This window comes from Porphyrobacter sp. SLTP (assembly GCF_009905735.1).
Taxonomy (GTDB): domain Bacteria; phylum Pseudomonadota; class Alphaproteobacteria; order Sphingomonadales; family Sphingomonadaceae; genus Erythrobacter.
Genome location: NZ_JAAALE010000011.1, coordinates 1 through 22,234 on the forward strand (window position 1 = coordinate 1; position 22,234 = coordinate 22,234).

General features: G+C 65.4%; 23 protein-coding genes. 13 read left to right on the top strand and 10 right to left on the bottom strand.

The annotated features are described in order from the left end of the window. Nucleotides 1-58 precede the first annotated feature (58 nt). On the bottom strand, nt 59-2,911 hold the full coding sequence (locus GVM20_RS10505; RefSeq protein ID WP_166547153.1) for a valine--tRNA ligase: 2,853 nt from the start codon (nt 2,909-2,911) through the stop codon (nt 59-61). Between the two features lie 111 nt (nt 2,912-3,022). On the opposite strand from GVM20_RS10505, the gene GVM20_RS10510 reads away from it, so the two are divergent. The 4 genes from GVM20_RS10510 to GVM20_RS10525 are packed head-to-tail and all read left to right on the top strand — an operon-like array spanning nt 3,023 to nt 6,560. Next, nucleotides 3,023-4,135 carry an ABC transporter permease gene (locus GVM20_RS10510; RefSeq protein WP_166547154.1) on the top strand — a complete coding sequence of 371 codons (1,113 nt, stop codon included), beginning with the start codon at nt 3,023-3,025 and terminating at the stop codon, nt 4,133-4,135. Nucleotides 4,136-4,138: 3 nt separating this feature from the next. Further along, nucleotides 4,139-4,945, top strand: coding sequence for an ABC transporter ATP-binding protein (locus tag GVM20_RS10515; protein ID WP_166547155.1), 807 nt, complete (start codon nt 4,139-4,141; stop codon nt 4,943-4,945). 50 nt (nt 4,946-4,995) lie between these two features. Beyond that, nucleotides 4,996-5,946: an MlaD family protein gene (locus GVM20_RS10520; protein WP_166547156.1), complete on the top strand. Its 951-nt coding sequence runs from the start codon at nt 4,996-4,998 to the stop codon at nt 5,944-5,946. Between the two features lie 14 nt (nt 5,947-5,960). After that, nucleotides 5,961-6,560: an ABC-type transport auxiliary lipoprotein family protein gene (locus tag GVM20_RS10525; RefSeq protein WP_166547157.1), complete on the top strand. Its 600-nt coding sequence runs from the start codon at nt 5,961-5,963 to the stop codon at nt 6,558-6,560. 1 nt (nt 6,561) lies between these two features. Here the strand turns inward: GVM20_RS10525 and GVM20_RS10530 are convergent, their stop codons facing one another. The 6 genes from GVM20_RS10530 to crcB are packed head-to-tail and all read right to left on the bottom strand — an operon-like array spanning nt 6,562 to nt 10,411. Further along, on the bottom strand, nt 6,562-7,263 hold the full coding sequence (locus GVM20_RS10530) for an ATP12 family protein (RefSeq protein ID WP_166547246.1): 702 nt from the start codon (nt 7,261-7,263) through the stop codon (nt 6,562-6,564). Beyond that, a complete protein-coding gene (locus tag GVM20_RS10535) occupies nt 7,263-7,502 on the bottom strand; it encodes a hypothetical protein (RefSeq protein ID WP_166547158.1) in 240 nt (79 codons plus the stop codon). Before GVM20_RS10535 ends, GVM20_RS10530 begins: the two co-directional genes overlap by 1 nt. Beyond that, the gene (locus GVM20_RS10540) at nt 7,499-8,167 is read right to left on the bottom strand and encodes an HAD-IA family hydrolase (protein ID WP_199799557.1); all 669 of its coding nucleotides are present in this window, start codon (nt 8,165-8,167) and stop codon (nt 7,499-7,501) included. The genes GVM20_RS10535 and GVM20_RS10540 overlap by 4 nt, the downstream gene beginning before the upstream one ends. Then, complete coding sequence (locus GVM20_RS10545; protein ID WP_166547159.1) at nt 8,164-8,763, bottom strand: FMN-binding negative transcriptional regulator; 600 nt, start codon at nt 8,761-8,763, stop codon at nt 8,164-8,166. The genes GVM20_RS10540 and GVM20_RS10545 overlap by 4 nt, the downstream gene beginning before the upstream one ends. After that, nucleotides 8,763-10,025 carry an RluA family pseudouridine synthase gene (locus GVM20_RS10550; RefSeq protein WP_166547160.1) on the bottom strand — a complete coding sequence of 421 codons (1,263 nt, stop codon included), beginning with the start codon at nt 10,023-10,025 and terminating at the stop codon, nt 8,763-8,765. The genes GVM20_RS10545 and GVM20_RS10550 overlap by 1 nt, the downstream gene beginning before the upstream one ends. After that, nucleotides 10,022-10,411, bottom strand: a complete 390-nt coding sequence (gene crcB / locus GVM20_RS10555) for a fluoride efflux transporter CrcB (protein ID WP_166547161.1) — start codon at nt 10,409-10,411, stop codon at nt 10,022-10,024. Before crcB ends, GVM20_RS10550 begins: the two co-directional genes overlap by 4 nt. Before the next feature lie 263 nt (nt 10,412-10,674). On the opposite strand from crcB, the gene rpsU reads away from it, so the two are divergent. The 8 genes from rpsU to GVM20_RS10595 all read left to right on the top strand — a co-directional run bounded on the left by rpsU (nt 10,675) and on the right by GVM20_RS10595 (nt 16,430). Beyond that, on the top strand, nt 10,675-10,881 hold the full coding sequence (gene rpsU / locus GVM20_RS10560; protein ID WP_067402220.1) for a 30S ribosomal protein S21: 207 nt from the start codon (nt 10,675-10,677) through the stop codon (nt 10,879-10,881). 137 nt (nt 10,882-11,018) lie between these two features. Further along, a complete protein-coding gene (locus GVM20_RS10565) occupies nt 11,019-11,633 on the top strand; it encodes an FKBP-type peptidyl-prolyl cis-trans isomerase (protein WP_166547162.1) in 615 nt (204 codons plus the stop codon). 14 nt (nt 11,634-11,647) lie between these two features. Continuing rightward, nucleotides 11,648-11,950, top strand: a complete 303-nt coding sequence (gene gatC / locus GVM20_RS10570; protein ID WP_160761893.1) for an Asp-tRNA(Asn)/Glu-tRNA(Gln) amidotransferase subunit GatC — start codon at nt 11,648-11,650, stop codon at nt 11,948-11,950. 119 nt (nt 11,951-12,069) lie between these two features. Next, nucleotides 12,070-13,551, top strand: a complete 1,482-nt coding sequence (gene gatA, locus GVM20_RS10575) for an Asp-tRNA(Asn)/Glu-tRNA(Gln) amidotransferase subunit GatA (protein ID WP_166547163.1) — start codon at nt 12,070-12,072, stop codon at nt 13,549-13,551. Beyond that, nucleotides 13,548-13,706: a glutamyl-tRNA amidotransferase gene (locus GVM20_RS10580; RefSeq protein ID WP_353653141.1), complete on the top strand. Its 159-nt coding sequence runs from the start codon at nt 13,548-13,550 to the stop codon at nt 13,704-13,706. The genes gatA and GVM20_RS10580 overlap by 4 nt, the downstream gene beginning before the upstream one ends. Beyond that, nucleotides 13,703-15,199: an Asp-tRNA(Asn)/Glu-tRNA(Gln) amidotransferase subunit GatB gene (gatB, locus tag GVM20_RS10585; protein ID WP_166547165.1), complete on the top strand. Its 1,497-nt coding sequence runs from the start codon at nt 13,703-13,705 to the stop codon at nt 15,197-15,199. The genes GVM20_RS10580 and gatB overlap by 4 nt, the downstream gene beginning before the upstream one ends. A 17-nt stretch (nt 15,200-15,216) precedes the next feature. Then, nucleotides 15,217-15,978: an alpha/beta fold hydrolase gene (locus tag GVM20_RS10590; RefSeq protein WP_166547166.1), complete on the top strand. Its 762-nt coding sequence runs from the start codon at nt 15,217-15,219 to the stop codon at nt 15,976-15,978. Then, nucleotides 15,975-16,430, top strand: coding sequence for a tRNA (cytidine(34)-2'-O)-methyltransferase (locus GVM20_RS10595; RefSeq protein WP_166547167.1), 456 nt, complete (start codon nt 15,975-15,977; stop codon nt 16,428-16,430). Before GVM20_RS10590 ends, GVM20_RS10595 begins: the two co-directional genes overlap by 4 nt. Nucleotides 16,431-16,518: 88 nt before the next feature. Here the strand turns inward: GVM20_RS10595 and GVM20_RS10600 are convergent, their stop codons facing one another. Genes GVM20_RS10600 through GVM20_RS10610 form a run of 3 tightly spaced genes read right to left on the bottom strand, consistent with a single transcriptional unit; the run spans nt 16,519 to nt 20,800 of the window. After that, nucleotides 16,519-18,018, bottom strand: coding sequence for a TolC family protein (locus tag GVM20_RS10600; protein WP_166547168.1), 1,500 nt, complete (start codon nt 18,016-18,018; stop codon nt 16,519-16,521). 2 nt (nt 18,019-18,020) lie between these two features. Further along, nucleotides 18,021-19,052, bottom strand: a complete 1,032-nt coding sequence (locus GVM20_RS10605) for an HlyD family secretion protein (protein ID WP_166547169.1) — start codon at nt 19,050-19,052, stop codon at nt 18,021-18,023. Between the two features lie 2 nt (nt 19,053-19,054). Continuing rightward, nucleotides 19,055-20,800, bottom strand: a complete 1,746-nt coding sequence (locus GVM20_RS10610; RefSeq protein ID WP_166547170.1) for an ABC transporter ATP-binding protein — start codon at nt 20,798-20,800, stop codon at nt 19,055-19,057. Nucleotides 20,801-21,065: 265 nt separating this feature from the next. Here GVM20_RS10610 and GVM20_RS10615 point away from each other — a divergent pair, with 265 nt between their 5' ends. Further along, nucleotides 21,066-22,199 carry an FAD-dependent oxidoreductase gene (locus tag GVM20_RS10615; RefSeq protein WP_166547171.1) on the top strand — a complete coding sequence of 378 codons (1,134 nt, stop codon included), beginning with the start codon at nt 21,066-21,068 and terminating at the stop codon, nt 22,197-22,199. The last annotated feature ends 35 nt before the right edge of the window (nt 22,200-22,234 follow it).

The following is a 22,234-nucleotide window of genomic DNA, read 5'->3' on the forward strand; positions in this document are numbered from 1 at the left end:
CCCCTCCACCCCGACCCTGCGGGTCGCGGTCCCCCTCCCCTGAAGGGGAGGATCGCGCTCACCCCAGCCGCGCCAGCGCCGCGGTCAGCCGCTCGACTTCGCCCGCATGGTGGGCGAGATCGGCGCGGGCCTTCTCGACCGCTTCGGGCTTGGCCTTTTCGGCGAAAGCGGGGTTGGAGAGGCGGCCGTCAAGGCTCTTGGCTTCCTTGGTGCTGGCCGCGAGCGCCTTTTCGAGCCGCGCCTTTTCCGCCGCGATGTCGACGATGCCCTCGAGCGGGATCACGAACACGTCCTCGCCTGCGGTCACCTGCATCGCGGGGCCTGCGGGAGCCTCGCCAATGGTCACCGGGGTCAGGCGGGCGAGGCGTTCGATGGCGGCGCTGCTGCGTTCGATGGTGCGGGTCGCAACATCGGACGGCGCGGCAAGGAACGCCGCCAGCTTCGCGCCCGGCGCAATGCCGAGTTCGTTCTTGGCGCTGCGGGTGTTGGTGGTGAGGTCGATCACCCAGTCGATCGCGTCGGTCGCCTCTTTCGAGACTTCCGCTTCCGGCGCGGGCCATTGCGCGAGGATCAGCTCGTAGGGCCGCTCACCCAGCTTGTGCCACAGCTCTTCGGTGATGAAGGGCATGAAGGGGTGCAGCATGACGAGAATCTGGTCGAGCGCCCATCCGGCAACCGCGCGGGTTTCGACCGCGGGCGGGCTGTCGGCGTCCCCTGCGAAGACCGGCTTGATGAGCTCCAGATACCAGTCGCAGAACTTCGACCACGTGAACTGGTAGATCGCGTTCGCCGCTGCATCGAAGCGCAGGTCGGCCATCGCCTTTTCGATCTCGGTCACGCAGGCCGCGACCTCGCCGATGATCCACTGGTTGGCGGCGAGCCGCGCGGTCGGAGCCTTCACGCTCGCCGAAGCACCGATTCCGTTTGACTGGCAGAAGCGCGCCGCGTTCCACAGCTTGGTGGCGAAGTTGCGGTAACCCTCGACCCGCTTCTCATCCATCTTGATGTCGCGGCCCTGGCTCTCCATCGCCGCCATGAAGAAGCGCAGCGCGTCGGCCCCGTACTGGTCGATCAGGCCAAGCGGATCGACGACATTGCCCTTGGACTTCGACATCTTCGCCCCGTCCGCCGCGCGCACGAGGCCGTGGAGATAGAGCGTATCCCAGGGCTTCTGGCCCATGTTGTAGAAGCCCATCATCATCATCCGCGCATCCCAGAAGAACAGGATGTCGAAACCGGAGATGAGGAGCGAGTTGGGGAAGTGCTTGTTCAGCAGCGGCGCGTCGTTGTCCGGCCACCCCAGCGTGGCGAAGGGCCACAGGGCGCTGGAGAACCACGTGTCGAGCACGTCTTCGTCTTGAAACACGACAGCTACGTTACGATCGTCCCCCAAACCCAGGGGGTGATGGATTGCTTTCTCCATCGTGTCGACGAACGTGACGGTTACGCCCTCGCCGTAGTATTCGCGGACTAGGGCGTTCAGCTCCGTCTCGTCCGTAGCGACGAACACTTCCGTAGCAAATGATGAGACGACACCGTTTTCGTCGCGCGATGGCCCAAACCACGCCGGAATCCGGTGACCCCACCACAATTGGCGCGAGACGCACCACGGCTGGATGTTCTCCATCCAGTTGAAGAAGGTCTTCTCCCACGACTTCGGCACGATGCCGATCTCGCCCGAGCGCACCGCTTCGATGGGCTTCTTGGCGAGCTCCGCCGCGTTCACATACCACTGGTCGGTCAGCCACGGTTCGATCACCACGCCGCCGCGGTCGCCGAAGGGGGTCTGGATCACGCGCGGTTCGGCGTCGTGCTCGATGTCTTCGCCGTCCTTGGACTTGGTCACGTGGGGGACGAGGAAGCCATCGGCCTTCAACCGTTCCACCACGGCCTTGCGCGCATCGAACCGATCGAGGCCGAGGAACTCATCCGGGATCGGAGCCACAGGGTCATTGACCTGACACACCGCCGCATCGGCATCGAGCATATTGAGCATCTCGCCCGCCGCAATCCCGGCGCGCCGCCCCACCTCGAAGTCGTTGAAATCATGCCCCGGGGTGATCTTCACGCAGCCTGATCCCAGCGCCGGATCGGCGTGTTCATCAGCGATAATCGGAATGCGCCGCCCGGTGATCGGCAGGATGATATGCTTGCCGACCACGCTGGCGAAGCGTTCGTCTGCGGGGTTCACTGCCACAGCCATGTCGGCCAGCATGGTTTCGGGGCGGGTGGTGGCGACGATCAGGTGATCGGCCCCGGCATCCGTCTTCAGACCGTCCGCCAGCGGATAGCGGAACCGCCAGAAGCTGCCCTGAATTTCGCGGGTCTCGACCTCAAGGTCGGAGATCGCGGTCTTCAGCTTCGGGTCCCAGTTCACCAGCCGTTTGTCGCGGTAGATGAGGCCATCATTGTAGAGGTCAACGAAGGTCTTGATCACCGCCTTGGTGAAATGCGGGTCCATCGTGAACTGCTCGCGGCTCCAGTCCATCGAGCAGCCGAGGCGCCTCAGCTGGTTGGTGATGGTGCCGCCGCTTTCGGCCTTCCACTCCCACACCTTCGCCACGAAATCCTCGCGCGAGTAGTTCGTGCGTTTGTCCTGCCGCGCCTCAAGCTGGCGTTCGACCACCATTTGCGTTGCGATCCCGGCGTGATCGGTGCCGACCACCCACAGGGCGTCCTTGCCGCGCAGCCGCTCGTAGCGGATCACCACATCCTGCAAGGTGTTGTCGAGCGCGTGGCCGATGTGCAGCGACCCGGTCACGTTCGGCGGCGGGTTGACGATGGTGAAGGCCTCGGCATCGGGCCGCTCGGGCCGGAACAGGCCGTTCGCTTCCCAATGGGCATACCAGCGCGCCTCGATTTCGGCGGGGTCGAACGTGGTGGGGAGAGTGGGTTGCACAGTGTCGCTCATGATGCCCCGCGCCATGCCAGCACCTATGTTGCGATGCAATGATGGAAGCCAATTGCGGTTCGCCGCGAGAGCCTTGCCGGGGGCGAAAAATCACCCCATAGCTTCCATCCGATGCAGGACGCCGCGCAATATACGCTGGAGGAAGCAGGCGCGGATACCGCCCGGCTGGTGCTGTCAGGGCGGTTGACGCTGGCCAATATCGGCGCGATCGAGCCCGAACTCAAACGCATCGCGAGCCCGCTCGCCAGCATTGATCTGGCCGCCGTGGACGAGATCGATACAGTCGGCGCCTGGGTGGTGTGCCGGCTCGCACGCGAACACAATTGCGACATCACCGGCGCGTGCGAGGCGGCCGAGCGGCTGCTGGCCGCCATGCGCGGGATCGAAGCAGGCGGTAGCACGCGCGCGCACCGCCTGCCCGTATGGGAACGCGTGCCGACGGCGCTGGGCGAAAAGGTCTACGGCGCGCGCCGCGGCATTTACGGCGTGGTCGGCTTTTTTGGTCAGATTCTGCTCGGCGGGGCCAGTCTGCTCCGCCACCCGACGCGCTTTCCGATCAAGGCGCTGGTGCACCAGATGGAGCTGGTCGGCGTGACCGCGCTGCCGATCATCGGCCTGATGAGCTTCCTTATCGGCATCGTTATCGCGCAGCAGGGCTCGGTCCAGCTCGAACAGTTCGGGGCGGAAGCGCTGACGGTGAACCTGGTCGGCCGGATCACCTTGCGCGAACTCGGCGTGCTGATGACCGCGATCATGGTCGCGGGCCGATCCGGCAGCGCCTTTGCGGCGCAGATCGGGACGATGAAACTGACCGAGGAGATCGACGCGATGCGCACCATCGGCGTCTCGCCGATCGAGGTGCTGGTGATACCGCGCATTCTGGCGGCGACCTTCATGATGCTGCTGCTGGGCTTCTATGCCTCGCTGATGGCGATCATTGGCGGCGCGGTGGTGGGCGATCTGACGCTCGGCATTCCGTTCGTCACCTTCCTGCTGCGCATTCAGGAAGTGGTGCCGACGCATGACCTGTGGGTCGGGTTGATCAAGGCTCCGGTGTTCGGGCTGATCGTGGCGCTGGCGGGCTGTTACCACGGGATGCAGGTGCGCGGCGATTCCGAGGAAGTGGGTCGCCGCACGACGATGGCCGTGGTCTCGGCGATCTTTGCGGTGATCGTGCTCGATGCGTTTTTCGCGGTGTTCTTCACCGAAGTCGGGTGGGGCTGAGCGATGGCGGGCGAATTTCATCAGGAGGATGCGAACTTCCCGATCGTGGTCGAGGGGCTGGTCAACCGCTTCGGCGATGTGACAGTCCACGAGGGGCTCGATCTCAAGGTGCGGCGCGGCGAGATCCTTGGCGTGGTCGGCGGCTCGGGCACCGGCAAATCGGTGCTGATGCGCTCGATCATCGGCTTGCAACGGCCCAGCGAAGGGCGGATCGATGTGCTGGGGCGCACCATCACCGAACTGGATCTGGAACAGGGCATTGGCGTGCGCCGCCGCTGGGGCGTATTGTTTCAGGGCGGGGCGCTGTTTTCGACGCTGACCGTGGGCGAAAATGTCGAAGTGCCGCTCAGGAAGTACTATCCCGATCTCGATCCAGCGCTGCGGACCGAGATCGCGCGCTACAAGGTGATCCTCACCGGCCTGCCCGAAGATGCGGTGGCCAAGTTCCCGTCCGAGCTTTCGGGCGGCATGAGGAAGCGCGCTGGCCTCGCCCGCGCCTTGGCGCTCGATCCGGAGTTGCTGTTTCTGGACGAACCGACCGCCGGGCTCGACCCCATTGGTGCGGCCAAGTTTGACCGGCTGACCCGCGAGTTGAAGGAAACGCTGGGCCTTACGGTGTTTCTTATAACCCATGATCTCGATACGCTTTACGAGATATGCGACCGGGTGGCGGTGATTGCCGAAAAGAAGATCATCGCCATTGGCACCATCCCCGAACTGATCGCGACGAAGCATCCGTGGATCGAGGAATATTTCGGCGGCCCGCGCGGCCGCGCTGCGCATGATGCGCACCTCAGGAGCCATGAATGAGCCGGATAGTAATGGACAAGCGCGCCGCCCGCGCGTCATAGGAAACGCACATGGAAACCAGAGCCAATCATCTGTGGGTCGGTGCGGTGACGCTGGTGCTGCTGGCGGTGCTGGCCGCCTTCATCGTCTGGATCGCGCGGCTGGGCGAAGGAAAGCAGGACGAATTCGACATCTTCTACGGCCAGTCGGTCTCTGGCCTTGCCAAGGGCAGCCAGGTCAGCTTTGCCGGGGTGCCGGTGGGGCAAGTGACCGAAATCGCGCTGGCCAAGGACAATCCCGAATTCGTCCGTGTGCGGATCAAGGTGGGGGAGGATGTGCCGATCCTCGTCGGCACGCAGGCGACCATTCAGGCGAGCTTTACCGGCGTGTCCACCATTCTGCTGGATGGCGCGCGCAAGGACAATCCGCCGATCACCTGTGAAACCACCGCCTGTCCTGAAGGCCGCCCGGTGATTCCCCCGGGGCGCGGCGGCTTTGGCGAGATCGTGGCGAATGCGCCGCTGCTGCTGGAACGGCTGGCGACGTTGACCGAGCAATTGAACACGATCCTCGGCCCGGAGAACCAGGAAGAACTGGCAGGCATCCTGCGCAATTCCAACCGCTTGACCGGCGGGCTGGCCGATGCGGCGCCGGAATTGACGGCCAACCTCAAGGAATTCCGCGTCACCATGCAGGAATTCAACCAGACGCTGGATGCCGCCGAAAAGCTGGCGCTCACCACCGACACGCTGATGAGCAAGGAAGGCGAGCCGCTGGCGCGCGAACTGCGTGAGACGCTGAAGTCGGCCAATTCCGCGCTCGCCTCGCTCGCGGCGACGCTGGAGGACACCCGCCCGGCGGCGCGTCAGCTGCGCACCAGTACGCTGCCCAATGCCGAGGCGACCCTGCAAGACCTGCGCGCCACCAGCCGCGCGCTCCGCTCGATCACCGAAAAGCTCGAAAGCGAAGGCGCGGGCGCCTTGGTGGGCGGCCAGTCCCTGCCCGACTACAAGCCGAAATGAGGATGACCGCTTCCATGACCTTCCTGACCCGGCCGATCCTGTTTGCTCCGCTCCTGCTGCTGGCGCTGTCCGGCTGTATCAGCCTGGGGGGCGAGCCGCCTGAAAGCCTGCTGACGCTGAACCCTGAATCCCGCGCACCTGCCGGGCAAGGCATCGCTCAGGGTGGCGAGCGGCCGGTGGTGGCGGTGCTGACCTTCGATACGCCTGCCAAGCTGGACGTGCTGCGCGTGCCGGTAGAGGTGAGCGCGACCGAACTGGCCTATCTGCAAGAGGCGTTCTGGGTGGAGAAGCCCGCCCGCCTGTTCCGGCGGCTGGTGGGGGAAACCATCCGCTCGCGCGGCGCGGCGATGGTGGTCGATGGCGATGATACGGCGATGTTGGCGACCGTGACCTTGCGCGGCACGCTGATCGATATGGGCTATGACGCGCCGGGTTCAGCCGCGGTGGTGCGGTTCGATGCGGTGAAGGTGGGCAAGGACGGCGCTGTCGTAACCCGCCGGTTCGAAGCCCGTGAAACCGGCATCCCGGCCGAAACCCGCGCAGTGGGCGCGGCGCTCAATAGCGCAGCCAACCGCGTCGCTGCCGAAGTGGCGGATTGGGTCGCGGGGGGCTAATTCAGCGCCGCGACAACCTCGCAAAGCCATGGGCGCGCAGGAAATCGGCTTCGCGCCGGGCGCGGCGTTCTTCGGCCTCCCAATCGCGGCCCCATAAATCGGCCTGCCATTCTTCCTCGAGACAGACCGCCTGCCACAAGGCGCGCGGTTCATCCTCATGCCCGGCATCAAGGGCGGCAAGCGCTGTCACCAGCGAGGCAGCAAGCGTGGTCATTGTCTCCACCCCCGCCAGCACGAAGGGATCGAGCGTCGCCAGCCGCTGACGCAGCATCGCCAGCGTCGCCTCCGGTTGCGGGCGGTGGAGCACACCGCTGACCCGCACCAGGGTGATGCCATGCGCCGCTTCGAACGCGGCAAGCAGCGGCTCCCACACCGCCTGCTGGTGTGCGTGGAGCGGCTCGTCGGGATCGGCACGGTAGCAGAGCGTATCGGTCTCGGCATAGGCGATGAGGCCATCGGCAATCGCCGCCGGATCGGGCGTGACAATGTCGATCGCGTAGTCGGCCATGTCGCGCAGCGGCAGGCTGGCGGGGTCGATTGTCTCGCCCTGCCGCCGCCATTCGGCCGCCAGCGCCTCACCCAGTGCTTCCGTCGGGACGATCTGCGCCTCGCCGCCCACGGTCTTCACGCCGCGCCCGTCGAGCAGCACCTGATAGCCACCCGGCTGCGCTCCGAGCGTCACGTCCTTGTAGAACCGGCGGATCATTTGGGCGTCCTGTCTCCGGCGTTCCAGCGGCGCGCGATGAAGCGCGGCAGGAAGAAGACCTCGAAAAAGCCAGCCACCGCAATGACCGCTCCCACCGCATAAGGCAGGTCAATGACCCCGCGCACGATGGCAAAGCCGAGCATCACCAGCGCAACCCCGCTGAACCGCACGAGGTTGATGATGATGAAGCCATTGCGGGCCCGTGCCTCGGCGAGGTCGCGGTCGGATCGGCTCATGGCAGGACCTCCTCAAGCGCAGCGGCCAGCGCCTCGGCAGTGCCGACCACGCGGGCCGCGCCGCTCGCCAGCAATTCGGGCGCGGCGTGATAGCCCCAGCCGACGCCGATCCCGGCAACCCCGATGCTGCGCGCCATCAGCATATCGAAACTGGTGTCGCCGATCATCACGGCCTGTTCGCGGCTTGCGCCGGCTTCGAACAGGGCGGCCTCCAGCATGGCGGGATGCGGCTTGGACGGGTGGCGATCGGCGGTCTGGAGCGAGACGAACAGGTCGGCGATCCCATGCGTCGCAAGGCACGCGGCGAGCCCGCGGTCGGACTTGCCGGTGGCGACCGCAAGGCTCCAGCCCGCGCCGTGCAGTTCGCGTAGCAGATCAGCGATGCCATCATACAGCGGCTCGTCGAGCAAGCCTTCCTCACGCCGCGCGCGGAAGCTGGAGCGGTAGAATTCGGTGACGGCGCGGTTCTGATCCTCGGTGAGATCGGGCGACAGCGTGCGCACAGCCTGTGGCAGGCTCAGCCCGACGGCGCGGCGCACGGCGGACACTTCGGGCGCGGGCAGCCCAGAACGGGCAAAGGCGCGTTCCATCGCCCAGCAGACATCCGCCTGCCCATCGACCAGTGTCCCGTCGCAATCGAACACCGCGAGCCGCACGCCGCTCATCCGGCCACGCTCCGCACCCAATCGGCGAGCGCGGGCGAACCCGCCTCGGTTAGCCCGTCAGCGATCCGGGCGCGGGTTTCGGGCGGTTTGTTCTGCGACAGCTTGTAGGTCGGCCGCCGTGCCGCGACGGTCAGCTCGAAGCCGACGATCCCGCGGAACAGGCCTGCCCACATTGCCTCGGAGGATTCTTCCGCGCGCCAAGGTTCGCCGCCCAGCCGCGTCTCGTGCTTGGCGATGGCGGCGTGGAGGAAGGCTTCGAGCCCATCGTCGTCCATCCGCCGCACCGGGCCTTCCAGCTCCAGCGTGACGTAATCCCAGGTCGGCACGGTGTTGCGATCATCATACCAGCGCGCGGAGACATAGGCGTCCGGGCCGTTGACCACGATCAGCGCGGTGGCGCCATCAAGATGCCGGGCGAGGGCGTTGTTGCGGGCGAGATGGAACTGCACCGCTCCGCCCTCCGTCATCAGCAACGGCGTATGCGCCACGCGCGGCCCATCGGGCGTGGCGGCGAAGACCATGCCGAAGCCGATCTGGCCGACCAGCGCTGCGTCAGCCGCAGTGTCATCGCTGCGGTAAAGCGGATTGGGATGCATCAGCGGCCCGTCCGCTTGCCGCCGCCTTTGGGAGCGGGTTTGGGAGTCGGCCTCGCCCGGTTGGCGGGGGCTTTGGTCGCGGGTTTTCCGGCAGGCTTGCCAGCGGATTTGGCCGCCGGCTTTTTCGCCTTGGGCTTGGCCGCAGCATCCCCGCGCGCACGGCGGGGTGCACGGGCTTCTTTCCGCGCCTGTTTGAAATGGCGGCGGGCGGCCTGCTTCTTTTCCTCACCCGTACGCTCCGGCGCTTCGTCGCCCATGGGCGAAGCGTCGGACAGGCCCTGGTCAAAGCCGAGCACTTCCATGCTCATGGCAAAGTGCGGGGGGAGTTCGGCGGTCACATCCAGCTTGCCGCCGGTTCCTTCACCCACCTTGGGTTCGGAGATGATGAGGCGGCGCGCGTGCAGGTGCATCTTGCGGCTGACTGCGCCGGTGAGGAAGGAATCCGGCCCGCCATACTTGCCATCGCCCACAATCGGGTGGCCGATCGCGGCCATGTGGACGCGCAGCTGGTGCGTGCGGCCGGTGAGGGGTTCAAGCTCGACCCAGGCGGCACGCTGGCCCGCCCGCTCCACCACGCGGTACCGGGTTTTGGCGGCCGCGCCGTTTTCCTCGTCGATATGCATCTTCTCGCCGCCGGTGCCCGGCTGCTTGGCGAGCGGGGCGTCGATCACGCCTTCGGACAGCTTCGGCACGCCGACCACCAGCGCCCAATAGACCTTGCGCGCCGAACGGCCAGCAAACCGCTTGGAGAAACTCGCAGCAGCCCCGGGCGTGCGGGCGATAAGCAGGACTCCGCTCGTGTCCTTGTCGAGCCGGTGGACCAGCCGCGGGCGCGGGGTCTTCTCGGTTTCGACAAAGGCATCGAGCAGCCCGTCGACATGCTTGGTCGTCTTGCTGCCGCCCTGGGTGGCAAGGCCGGGGGGCTTGTTGAGCACGATCGCGCTTGCCGTCTCGCGGATCACCATGCCCTTGGCTTCGGCGATCTGTTCAGGGCTCAGGGTGCGCAGACGCGGCGCGGCTTTCTTGGTGGCGGGCGTATCTTCGCCGCCGGGGGGCACGCGCAGGACCTGGCCTTGCTCCAGCCGATCCTCCGGCTTGGCGCGCTTGCCATCCACGCGGATCTGCCCGGTGCGCGCCCAGCGCGAAACCGTGGCAAAGCCGATCTGCGGCAGATTGCGCTTGAACCAGCGGTCGAGCCGGATGCCGTCGTCATCTTCGCTGACGGTGAATTGGCGGACGTTATCGGTCGGGGTCTCGGTCATGATGCACTCTGCGCGGCGACAAGGCCGATGATGACCGCTGCCATGCCGGCGACCAGCGAGGCGGCCGCATAGCCCACGGCCAGCAGCGCTTGCCCGCGATGCAGCAGGGTGACAAGCTCGGCGCTGAAAGCACTGAAGGTGGTGAACCCGCCGAGCAGGCCGACGCCGATCAGCAACCGGACATTCTCGGCCGTCTGGGCCTCGGCGCTGCCGCGCGCGAGCCAGCCCACCAGCACGCCCATCAACAAGCTGCCGAGGATATTGACGCCGAGCGTCCCCCACGGGAAGGCGTTTTCCGGCCCGGCCAGATGCGTGACAGCGCGGCCAGCATGATAGCGCAGCACAGAGCCCGCAGCGCCGCCGACAGCGACATTGAGGCTTGCCATGAGAGGGGAGATTTCACCGGACATCGCGCGGCCATAGCGAGCGCCGCGCGATCTGCCTAGCGCAGCTGAAGAACGATTGCGCCGGGACGAGCACGCTGGCGGGTTGCCTTTGGGACGATGTTGGACTATCGGGGCGCGGTTTAGTGGGCGGTCCTGAAAGGGAATCGCCCCTGTATCATTGGTGTTTCACAGGCAATTCACCGCGTATCCCCGCGTGATTCGGGCGGGCTCTGGCGTTTGGAAAATTGAGGTAGTCGTCGTTTATGCAAATCATGGTTCGCGATAACAATGTCGATCAGGCCCTGCGCGCGCTCAAGAAGAAGCTGCAGCGCGAAGGCGTTTATCGCGAAATGAAACTGCGTCGCCACTTCGAAAAGCCCAGCGAAAAGCGCGCCCGTGAAAAGGCTGCTGCTGTGCGCCGCGCCCGAAAGATGGAGCGCAAGCGGATGGAGCGTGACGGGAGCAAATAATCCCGTTGCCAAGCGCACTCTGCCTCGCAGAAGCGCTTGAATCCCCCTTTCCGATCAGTCATCAGGGCGCGGCTTATTCCCGCGCCCTTTTGCCGTCATAACGTGGCGCCAATGCGCCGCCCATCAGGACCGTACCCATGACCGAGATTACCCGCGTTCCGATCAAGCCTGTGGCCAAGGGCTCGCTCACCAAGCTGTGGATCGGGGTCGCGCTTGCGATCGCGGTGGGCGGCGGGCTTGCCTGGTCGGCCGTGCCGCGCGGGCTTGACCTTGATGTCGAAGTCGCAGGCACGGGCAAGACTGCGGCCAAGGGCGATGTCGTGTTCGTGAAATACAAGGGCAAGCTGGCTGCCGATGGCACGGTGTTCGACGAATCGCAGAACATCCCGCTGCCGGTCCAGGGCCTGTTCCCCGAAGGCAATCCCTTCCCGGTTGAAGATGGCGCGACCATTCCGGGCTTCTTCCAGGGGCTTCAGCAGATGCAGAAGGGCGGCAAGTACACGCTCTTCATCCCGGCCGATCTCGCTTACGGTGCAACGCCGCCTCCGGGTACGCCGATCCCGCCCAACGCCGATCTCGAATTCGAGATCGAGGTGATGGACATCATGAGCCGCGCGACCTTTGACCGCAATCTGCAGATCCTCCAGCAGACGATGCAGCAGCAGATGGGCGCTGCCCCGGGCGGCGCTCCCGGTGGTGCAGCGCCGGGCGGCGCGCCAGAGGGTGCGCCTCCGGTGGCTCCGGGCCAGTAAGGGGCGGACGCGCAATGTCGGTCGACAAGGCAACCGTTGCCAAAATCGCCTCGCTGGCGCGCATCCGCATGGATGACGCCGCGCTGGAACAGATGGTGCCGGAATTGAACGGCATCCTGCAATGGGTCGAGCAATTGGGCGAGGTGGACGTGACCGGGATCGAGCCGATGGCGGCCGTGATCCCCAACACGCTGCGTCTGCGCGCTGACGTGATCGACGCCGATCCGCTGACCGGCGGCGGCAGGCAGGGCGATATCCTCGCCAACGCGCCTGCGGCCGAGCACGGGTTCTTCGGCGTGCCCAAGGTGATCGAGTAGGAAAGGGCCTTCACCCTTTCCGTTCGGGCTGAGCTTGTCGAAGCCCCGCATTTCTTTTCTGCTCTTGCGCCCGAAGAAGGACAGCCCTTCGACAGGCTCAGGGCGAACGGTTGGAAACAATGACTGACCTAACTCAACTCGGTGTAAAAGACATTCGGGACGGCGTGCGCGCCGGGGACTTCACCGCGCGCGAAGTCGCCGAAAGCTTCAACGCTGCCGTCGCTGCGGCGGCGAGCCTCAATGCCTTCATCGTCACCACCCCCGATCATGCGCTGGCCGCCGCCGATAAGGTCGACGCCGCGCGCGCTGCGGGCGAGCCGCTGGGCGCAATGGCGGGCGTGCCGATCGGCATGAAGGATCTGTTCGCCACCCACGGCGTGCAGACCACTGCGGCGAGCCACATCCTCGAAGGCTTCACCCCCCGCTACGAATCCACCGTCAGCCAGAAGCTGTGGGACGCGGGCGCGGGGATGCTGGGCAAGCTCAACCTAGACCAGTTCGCGATGGGCTCGTCCAACGAGACCAGCTATTTCGGCAACGTCACCTCACCGTGGAAGAAAGCCGGGTCGAACGCCGCGATGAGCCCCGGCGGCTCTTCGGGCGGTTCGTCCTCGGCGGTCGCCGCGCGGATTGCGCCTGCTGCGACCGGAACCGACACCGGCGGCTCGATCCGCCAGCCCGCCGCCTTCACCGGCATCTGCGGGATCAAGCCGACCTATGGCCGCTGCTCACGCTGGGGCATCGTCGCCTTCGCGTCGTCGCTCGATCAGGCAGGCCCGATGGCCCGCAGCGTCGAGGATTGCGCGATCATGCTCGGCGCGATGGCGGGGTTTGATCCCAAGGATTCGACCAGCCTCCAGATGGACGTGCCCGACTGGGAGGCCGCTTTGAACAGCGATCTGCGCGGCAAGAAGGTCGGCATTCCGCGCGAATACCGGATGGAGGGCACCGATCAGGCGATCCTCGATTCGTGGGAGCAGGGCAAGGCATGGCTCAAGGACGCGGGCGCGGAAATCGTCGACGTCTCGCTGCCGCACACCAAATATGCGCTACCCGCCTATTACATCGTCGCCCCGGCTGAGGCTTCGAGCAACCTCGCCCGCTATGACGGGGTGCGTTACGGCCTGCGCGATCTGCCCGAGGGCGTCGGCCTGCAGGACATGTACGCCGCCACCCGCGCCGCCGGGTTCGGCGACGAGGTCAAGCGCCGCATCCTGATCGGCACCTATGTGCTCTCGGCCGGTTTCTACGACGCCTATTACACGCAGGCGCAGAAGGTCCGTGCGCTCGTCGCCCGCGATTTCGAGCGCGCCTTCGAGCAGTGCGATGTGATCCTCGCTCCGACCACGCCGACGGCGAGCTTCCCGCTGGGTTCGATGAATGAAGACCCGCTGACGATGTATCTCAACGACGTCTTCGCCGTGCCCGCCTCGCTCGCTGGCCTGCCTGCGATGAGCGTGCCCGCGACGATCAACGCTGATGGCCTGCCGCTCGGCCTCCAGCTGGTCGGCCGCCCGTTCGACGAGCAGGGCGTGCTCAATGCAGGCCTCGCCATCCAGCAACGGGCAGGCTTCACCGCCAAGCCGGAGAAGTGGTGGTGAACGCCGATCTGCCGCTGTGGATTGCCGGACTGGCAATCGCCGCTGCGGTGCCGGTGACCTTCATGGTCGCCAATTGGGTCAGAAAACACGTCGATCATGGCGAGATGCGCTTCGGGCCGGATGGCAAGGTGATCGAGGACGAGGACAAGCAATGAGCAACTACCGCATTCAGGGTGCTACGGGTGAATGGGAGGTCGTGATCGGCCTTGAAGTCCACGCGCAGGTGACGTCGCAGTCCAAGCTGTTCTCGGGCTCGGCCACCGCGTTCGGCGCCGAGCCGAATTCGCAGGTCAGCCTGGTCGATGCCGCGATGCCGGGGATGCTGCCCGTGCCCAACGCCGAGTGCATCCGTCAGGCGGTGCGCACCGGCATGGCGATTGACGCGCAGATCAATGCGTGGAGCCGTTTCGACCGCAAGAACTACTTCTACGCCGACTTGCCGCAGGGCTACCAGATCAGCCAGCTTTATCATCCGATTGTCGGCGAAGGTTCACTCCTGATCGAGGCGGATGAGAAGGCGGGCATCCCCGAAGACAAGATCATCGGCATCGAGCGCATCCATGTCGAGCAGGACGCGGGCAAGCTGATGCATGATCAGCACCCGACCATGTCCTATGTCGACTTGAACCGTTCGGGCGTGGCGCTGATGGAAATCGTCAGCCGTCCCGACATGGCTTCGCCCGCTGAAGCAGGGGCTTACCTGCGCAAGCTGCGCGCGATCCTGCGCTATGTCGGTTCGTGCGACGGCAACATGGAAGAAGGCTCGATGCGCGCTGACGTGAACGTCTCTGTGCGCCGCGTAGGCGAGGGGCTGGGCACCCGCACCGAGACCAAGAACGTCAATTCGGTGCGCTTCGTGATGCAGGCGATCGAGCATGAGGCGATGCGGCAGGTCGATGTGATCGAAAGCGGCGGAAAGATCGTGCAGGAAACCCGCCTGTTCGATCCGGGCACCGGGACGACCCGCACCATGCGCAGCAAGGAAGACGCGCACGATTACCGCTACTTCCCCGATCCCGACCTTTTGCCGCTGGTGCTGGAAGACGACTTCCTCGCCGAATGCCGCGCCAGCTTGCCCGAACTCCCGGACGCCAAGCGCAAGCGTTACGTCGAGGTTCTGGGCCTCACGCCGTATAACGCGCGCGAGCTGACGGCCGAGGTCGAGACCTTTGCGCGGTTCGAGACGCTGCTGGCCGAAACCGCCAAGGTTACGGCCAAGGACGAAGCCAAGGTCGCCACGCAGGTCGCCAACTGGTCACTCTCGGTTGCGCCGGGTGTGATCAAGGCGCTGGGCGATGACGCCGACCTCGCCAACGCCACGGCGGCTGCACAGGCGAGCATCCTCGCAATGGCCGACAAGGGTGAGATCAGTGGCGGTCAGGCCAAGGAAATCTTCGAAATCGTCCTCAAGACCGGCCGCGATCCCGCTGAAATCGCGGAGGCCGAAGGGCTGAAGCAGGTCAGCGACACCGGCGCGATCGAAGCTGCGGTCGACGCGATCATCGCCGCCAATGCCGACAAGGTCGAACAATATCGCGGCGGCAAGGAAGCGCTGTTCGGCTTCTTCGTCGGCCAGACGATGAAGGCGATGCAGGGCAAGGCCAATCCGGGCGTGGTGAACCAGCTGCTCAAGGACAAGCTCGGCTAGACCCCGGAGCCAAGGCTTTGCGGCCCGTCACGCTCTATTTCCACGGGTTGCCGGGATCGGCGGCGGAGCTTTTGAACTTCGGCCCGGAAATCGCCGCGCAGGTCGGGCATTTCCATGTCGTCGATCGCTCCGCAGCGCCGGGTGAAGGGTACTTCTCGCAGCTTGCCGCAAGGATCGCTGCGACATTTCCCGATGAGCCGCTGCGCCTCGTCGGCTTCTCGCTGGGCGCGGCGGCGGCCTTGCAGGTGGCTCCGCATTTGGGGGCCAGCGTCGAGCGGATCGACCTCGTCTCGCCCGCCGCGCCGCTCCAATTGGGCGACTTTCTGCCCGGAATGGCAGGCGCGCCCGTGTTCCGCGCGGCGCTGTCGGGGCGGATGCCGTTCGCGGCGCTCACGTTCATGCAGGCGCAGGTCGCCCGGATTGCTCCCGCAAAGATGGCCGAAGCGCTGATGGCGAAGGCGAGCGGGGCTGACCGCGCGCTGGCCGGCGATCCACAGTTCATCGCGGGGCTTGCGCAATCGCTGCGCCAAAGCCTGCTGGCTCAGCGCGCCGCCTATACGGCCGAAATCCGCGCCTATGTCGCCGATTGGACGAGAGTGCTTGTCGAGGTCCATCAGCCGGTCACGATCTGGCAGGGCAGTGAGGATGACTGGACCCCGCCTGCGATGGCCGAGGCACTCGCCGCGCAGCTGCCCGGTGCGCCAGCCATGCAGATGCAGCCCGGCTTCTCGCACTTCTCGACCTTGCGCGCCTATCTCGCAGCAGAGCCGCGCCCATGACCGCCATCGTACTCGTCCAACCCGAAATCCCCGGCAACACCGGCTCGGTCGGGCGCACCTGCGTGGCCCTGGGGATGGAGCTGATCCTGATCCACCCGCTGGGCTTCGAGATCACCGATACGCGGGTCAAGCGCGCGGGGCTGGACTACTGGCCGCATGTGCACCTCACCGAATATGCGAGCTGGGACGCGTTCCTCGCCGCGCGCACCCCGCGCGCCGATCAGCTATTCCTGTTCGAGGAATTTGGCGCGAAGAGCTTCTACGAGCCGGACTACCCGGATGATGCGATGCTGGTGTTCGGCAAGGAGACCACAGGCATCCCCAAACCCATCATCGACCGCCACGCCGACCGCCTGGTCAAGCTGCCGATGCGCTCGGACGTGATCCGGTCATTGAACCTCGCCAACACGGTGACAGCCGCGGCCTATCAGGCGCTGCGGGGCAAGCTGTAATCCGACTATTGTTGTTCGGGCCTAAGGGTCACGCAGGGCCGCTGGGTCGCAGGCGCCCGCGTATTTCACTTCACGGTGCGGTAGGCGGCTACTCCAGCCCCAGCGCGCCAAGGTTCATCGTTGCCGCGTTGTAGCTCGCTTCGGCTAACCGCCCGGCAAGCTCTGCGCGGATAGCGTTGATTTGCGCGTTGGCGGCGGTTTCCTCGCGCTGGTTGACGAAGAAGAAATCGCCAGCGCCCAGCCGGAACCGGGTGCGTTCGGCCTGCACCATCTGGTTGGCCTGCTTGACCTCGGCATCGGCGAGGTCGGCTTGCTTCAGTGCGGTGTTGAGATTGACGAGGATGTTGCCGACCTCGGTGGTGATCTGATCGGCAATGCGGCGCTGGCGCAGCTCGGTCTCGCGCAGTTCGGCTTCGGCCCGCTGCACTGCGCCGCGCGCTGTGCGGCGTTGCAGGGGGACGCTGAAGGTCAGGCCTACCACGGTGTCGGTCGAATCGAAGCCCGGCCCGCCCGGCCCGATCTGGCCGAAATCGCGCGACAGTTCGACGCTGGCATTGAGCGAGGGTTCCAGATCATTGCGGCGCAGCGCCACGCGGTTGTTCGCGCGTTCCAGCGCCAGCTTGAAGGTCTGGAGCTCGGGGCGGCTCTGGATCACGTCGCTCAGCGGTGCCGCCACCAGCTGTTCGACCGGCGCAATCGCTTTCATGCGGGACAGATCAGGCAACATCTCGCGGGTGGGGATCACCATCCGCCCGTCGCTGCCGCGCAGATAGAAGCCGAGGCTGTTGGCGGCGGTGAGGAAGTTGCGTTTGGCCTCCTCCAGCAGCGAGCGGCGGCGCAGCAGGTTCTGCTCGTTCTCGGTCAGCGCGATGCGGGCGCGGGCGCCTTCATTGACTTCGCGGGTGAGGCCGATCTGGCGGGCTTCGGCGATTTCGAGCAGTTCTTCGAACACCCGGATTTCCTCGCCCGCGCCGACCCAGCGCCAATAGGCGCGCAGCGCTTCGTGCTGGACGTTCAACTGCACCAGCAGCACATCAAGCCGCGCCTGACTGGCGGCGAGGCGGGTGTCCTCGATCGCGAAACGGCGGCTGTCGATGTCGCGGTTGCGCAGCAGCGAGAACAGCGCGCCGACCTTTATCTCGCCGAGATTGTTGGTGTAGTTGTAGTTCTCGTAGATCGGGAAATCGCCGTTGGAGACGCGGTAGGAGCCGAATACTTCCGCGCCGTACGGCCGCAGCGGCTGGCGCGCTTCGACCTTGCCGAACCCGCCGGAATAGTAGCCGGTGAGACGGTCGTAATATTCGCCCTTCAGCATCAGGTCGAAAGCACCATCGGCGCTGAGCTGGTCGGAACGCGCTGCCGCCTCACGCTCGAAGGATTCGAGGATCGACGGAAAGGTGAGTGCCGAGGAGCGGAGCACTTCATCCGGCAGCAACGGCCCAGTAGTCAGCGCCACGTCGAGCGGATCGCCTACCGGCGCGATATCCTGCGCCGCCGCAGCCACCGGAGCGAGCGCCAGCAGCGCTGCACCGATAGCGGCGGGGCCGAGCACCGTGCCCAGCCGGATCAAGGCCGTCCTGCGCTTCATCCTCAGTTGGCCGATCCGGTGCTTTCCGCGACCGGCAGTTCAGGCGGGAAATTGTTGAGCTGACGCCAGATTTCGTAACCCACCGGCACGGTTTCGAGCAGCACCCAAGCCTGCACCACAGCGCCGAAGCGGACGTAGCGTTCTTCCGGCCAGCGATGAAGCTCGCTCCGGTCCTCGGCAATCAGCACACGGAACCGGCCATTGATCTGGGCCGACTGGTCGACCGAGATCACCCGCCCGCCAAAGGTGCCGACCGCGACCGAGGGCCAGCCGGAAAACTGCACCGCCGGCCAGCCTTCGAATTGGATGCGGGTCTTGTCGCCGGGACGCACCAGCGCGACATCGCGCCCGTCGATGAAGATCTCGATCACGCGTTCGGCCCCATCAGGCACGAAGGTCGCGAGCACGTCGCCAGCGTTGATATAGGTGGCAGCGTCCCCGGCATTGAGGCTCTGGATGAAGCCGTCACGCGGGGCACGGACGATCTGTTCGGACTGGCGCGCGATGTTGGTGTCGGCGCGGTTGAGATCGGCCTGCGCTGCGGCCACGCGGCCCTGCATGTCAGCAACCTTGATCTGCGCCAATTCGTAATCGCGGCGTGCGGCAAGCCCAGCTTCGAACAATTCGCGTGACCGGCGCTCGTCAATCTGTGCCGTGGCGAGCGCGGACTGCGCGGCTTGCAATTGCAGTTCCATCTGCCCCCGTTCGGCCTGCAACCGGTCAAGCAGCTGCGGATCGATATCGGCAATGCGGACAATCGGATCGCCCTTTTTCACCGAGCTACCGTCGCGCACGTACCATTCCTCGATCCGGCCCGGCACCAGCGCGTTGATATCCTGCTTGCGCTCATTGGGGCTGAGCGTCGTCACCACTCCGCGGCCCGAAGTGGTCTGCACCCACGGCACGTAGATCAGGAAAGCCAACGTGATGACGATCGCCGCCAGCAGCATGAAAAACACCGCCCGCATCACGCGCGGCGTCTTGATTGACGCCAGCGTGGTGAAATGCGCCATGTCTTCCTTGAGCGTTGCCATGATTATGCGCCTCCCTCGGCAATCGGGGCGCCGGTATAGGGCGCGGGGCGGTTCATCGCGGCGCTGAACTCCTCGAAATTGTCGAAGTACCGCTGTTGGTGCGCTTCGAGATAAAGGAAGCGGTCAAAGCCCAGATCGATGCGGCGGTTGGAGAAGTAGATCACGGTCGAATAGGCCTGCGCCCGCAGCTCCGTCACGGCGCGGGCGATGGGTTCGGGGTCGATCAGATCGAACAGCCGGCTGAGCACCAGAATGCGCGGGCGCTCCAGCAATGCATTGGCGAGCTTCAGCTGCTGCAACTCCACGGCCGAGAGCGGATAGCCGGTCGCCGCCAGCGGGGTATCGAGGCCCTTGTCCAGCGTCGAGATCATGGTCGCCAGCCCCACCGTCTCCAAGGCGCCGATCATGCGCTGCGGCGCGGTGTCGGGGCAAGACAAGGCGAGATATTCGCGGATCGTCATTTCGACGATGCTCGGCCGGTCGAGCACGTGGACGTTCTTGCGCAGGTGGTGCGCCTCGATCGCTTTCATGTCGACCCCGCCCAGCGTCGCAAAGCCGGACTGCGGCAGAGCGTGCATCTTGAGCAGGTTGGTGAACAGACGTTGCACCCCATGCTGGCTGGCCGCGGCCATGATGATCGAGCCCGAGGGGATCTCCAGATCGAATTGCGCCTCTTCATGCCGCGCCTTGCCGCGCACGCCCTTCATCACGATGGCGTGATCCGGCCCCTCGAACGGATCAGCGCCCTTGGGCTGTTCCTGCTCGACATCGTAGAATTGCGAGATTTCCTCAACCGCGGCGAAGAGGTCGTAGAAATAGCCCAGATAGCTGCCAAGCTGCGCCACGCCGAAGAACGCTGCCGACAGCACCAGTTCGGCCGCAACCAGCTGACCGAGCGTGAGCTGGTTCTGGATCACCAGCCAGCCGCCGAGGCCGAGCAGCGCCGCGCTGGCGGCGGCATACATCAGCAGGAAGGCGATGGTCTGCGCAAACAGGTGGCGGAAATGACGCTTACGATCGGTGATGTACTGGCGGGTGTAATCATCGGTCTTGTCGAGCGCGTAGTCGATCCGGCGCTGGGATTTGAAGAAGCCATTCGATCCGCCGATGGTCTGCAACCAGGCGGCGGTCTTGTGTTTGGCGTGACTGAGATCGACCCCGGTGCGCAGCGCGCGGCTGCCCCAGGTCAGCCACACGACCCAGATCAGCGCGATCATGATCAGCGTGAAGCCGAGGAAATAGGGGTGGTAGAGGCTCACCAGCACAAAGCCGACCGCGATCTGCAACAGCGTGGTGAAGCCACCGATGAACAGGATCGGGATCGCGGTCTGGACATAGACCACGTCGAAATAGCGGTTGAACAGGTCGCCCTTCTTGGCGTCGTCGAAAAACGGATTCTGCGCATAGACCGAGATCAGCGAAATCTCGGCGACCATGCGGGCGTAAAAGCGCCGCGCGAACAGCTCCATCAGGTGGACCCGTAGCGCGTAGAGCATGCTGGAAATGAACAGCAGGCCGAACAGAGTGAGCGACAACACCACCAGGGGCGCAGTGAGCGCGGTGTTGGCGATGGTGTTGATCAGCATCTGCACCGAAATCGGCGTCGCCAGGCTGAGCAAGCTGATGCCGATCCCGTAGACGGCCGCGAGCCAGTAGAAATTCGCTTCGGGCTTCAGGATATCGAAGAAAATCCTGAAGAATTTTACCAGCGAAATCTGCGAGCCGTAACTTTGGCCTTCTCCTGCCATGGCAGCCTTTCAATCCGAAATCTGCGTTCAAGGTCCGGGTTGTCCGGCTTGGACAACTCGCGACCGAACGTGAGTGCAACTCTTGCAACATTACCGCGCCGCAAGCGATCAATCATTCAACACGCCGACGGTTCCAGCGACAAAAAAGGTGCTGCAACTTCTTGAAGATATGAAGTATTGAAGGCTAATGCGAAGCAATGTCGTGTGGCCGCCCCGTTAGCGTCCAAAGCTTGCGGATAGCTGAACCAAGGCCGATGAAGCGAGCATGATGACACGGCAGAATGCCTCGGCCGGTGCAGAAACCGTGATGCTGCTGGTGGGCGGTGGCCATGCACATGTCGCGGTGCTGGCGGACTGGGCGAAGCGCGGCGCGCCTGCGGGTGTGCGGACGGTGCTGCTGACGCCGGAGCGGCACTTGCGCTATTCCGGGATGGTGCCCGGCTGGATCGCGGGGCAGCATGCGCAGGATGATGGGCTGGTGGATCTGGCTGCGCTGGCAGCGCGCGCAGGCGTGGCGCTGGTGCTGGATCGTTGCACCGGCCTCGACCCTGACGCGCAACTGGTCCGCACTGCAGCGGGCGAGGCGATCCGCTTTGACATCGCTTCTTTCGATACTGGCGGGGAAGGGCAGGCGGCCAAGCTGCTGGGCGATGATCCGCGCCTGATCGATGTGCGACCCATCGGCGCTTTCGTCGACCGCCTTGCCGCGCTCGGCCCACTGACGCGGATCGTGGTGGTGGGCGGCGGGGCAGGGGGCGTGGAACTGGCTTTTGCGCTGCGCAATCGCGCTGGGGTCAGCCTGCCACCCGAAGTCACCCTTGCGGCGGGGCGCGCCGGATTGCTCCCCGGCTTCGCGCCTGCCGTGCAAGCCCGCGCCGCCCAAACGCTGGCGCGGGAGGGGATCGTAGTGCTGGCCGCCGATGCGCGTTTCGCGGGCGGCGCAATTGTCGCAGGCGAACAATCGTTGGAACCCGCCGATTGCATCATCGCCGCCACCGGCAGCGCTGCGCCGGCATGGGTGCGAGCGAGCGGCATCGCCACCGATGCGGTGGGCTTTCTCGCGGTGGATGCACACCAGCGCTCGACCTCACACCCGCACATCTTCGCCGCCGGGGACGTCGCTGCGCGCACGGACCGACCACTTGCCCACTCCGGCGTTCATGCCGTTTTCGCGGGCCCGGTGCTCGCCGCCAACCTGCGCGCCGTGCTGGCGGGCGAAGCTCCGCGCCGCACCTATCGCCCGCGCTGGAACAACCTTTATCTGATGAACACCGGCGACGGCAGCGCGATTGCCAGCTATGGCCCGCTCGCCGCCGAGGGCCGCTGGGTGCTGGCGCTCAAGCATTGGATCGACAAGCGCTGGATTGCGCAATACGTCCGCCTTGCGCAGATGGCGTAACCCTCGCAGCAGCTTGCGCGAATGTGCAGGCAGGA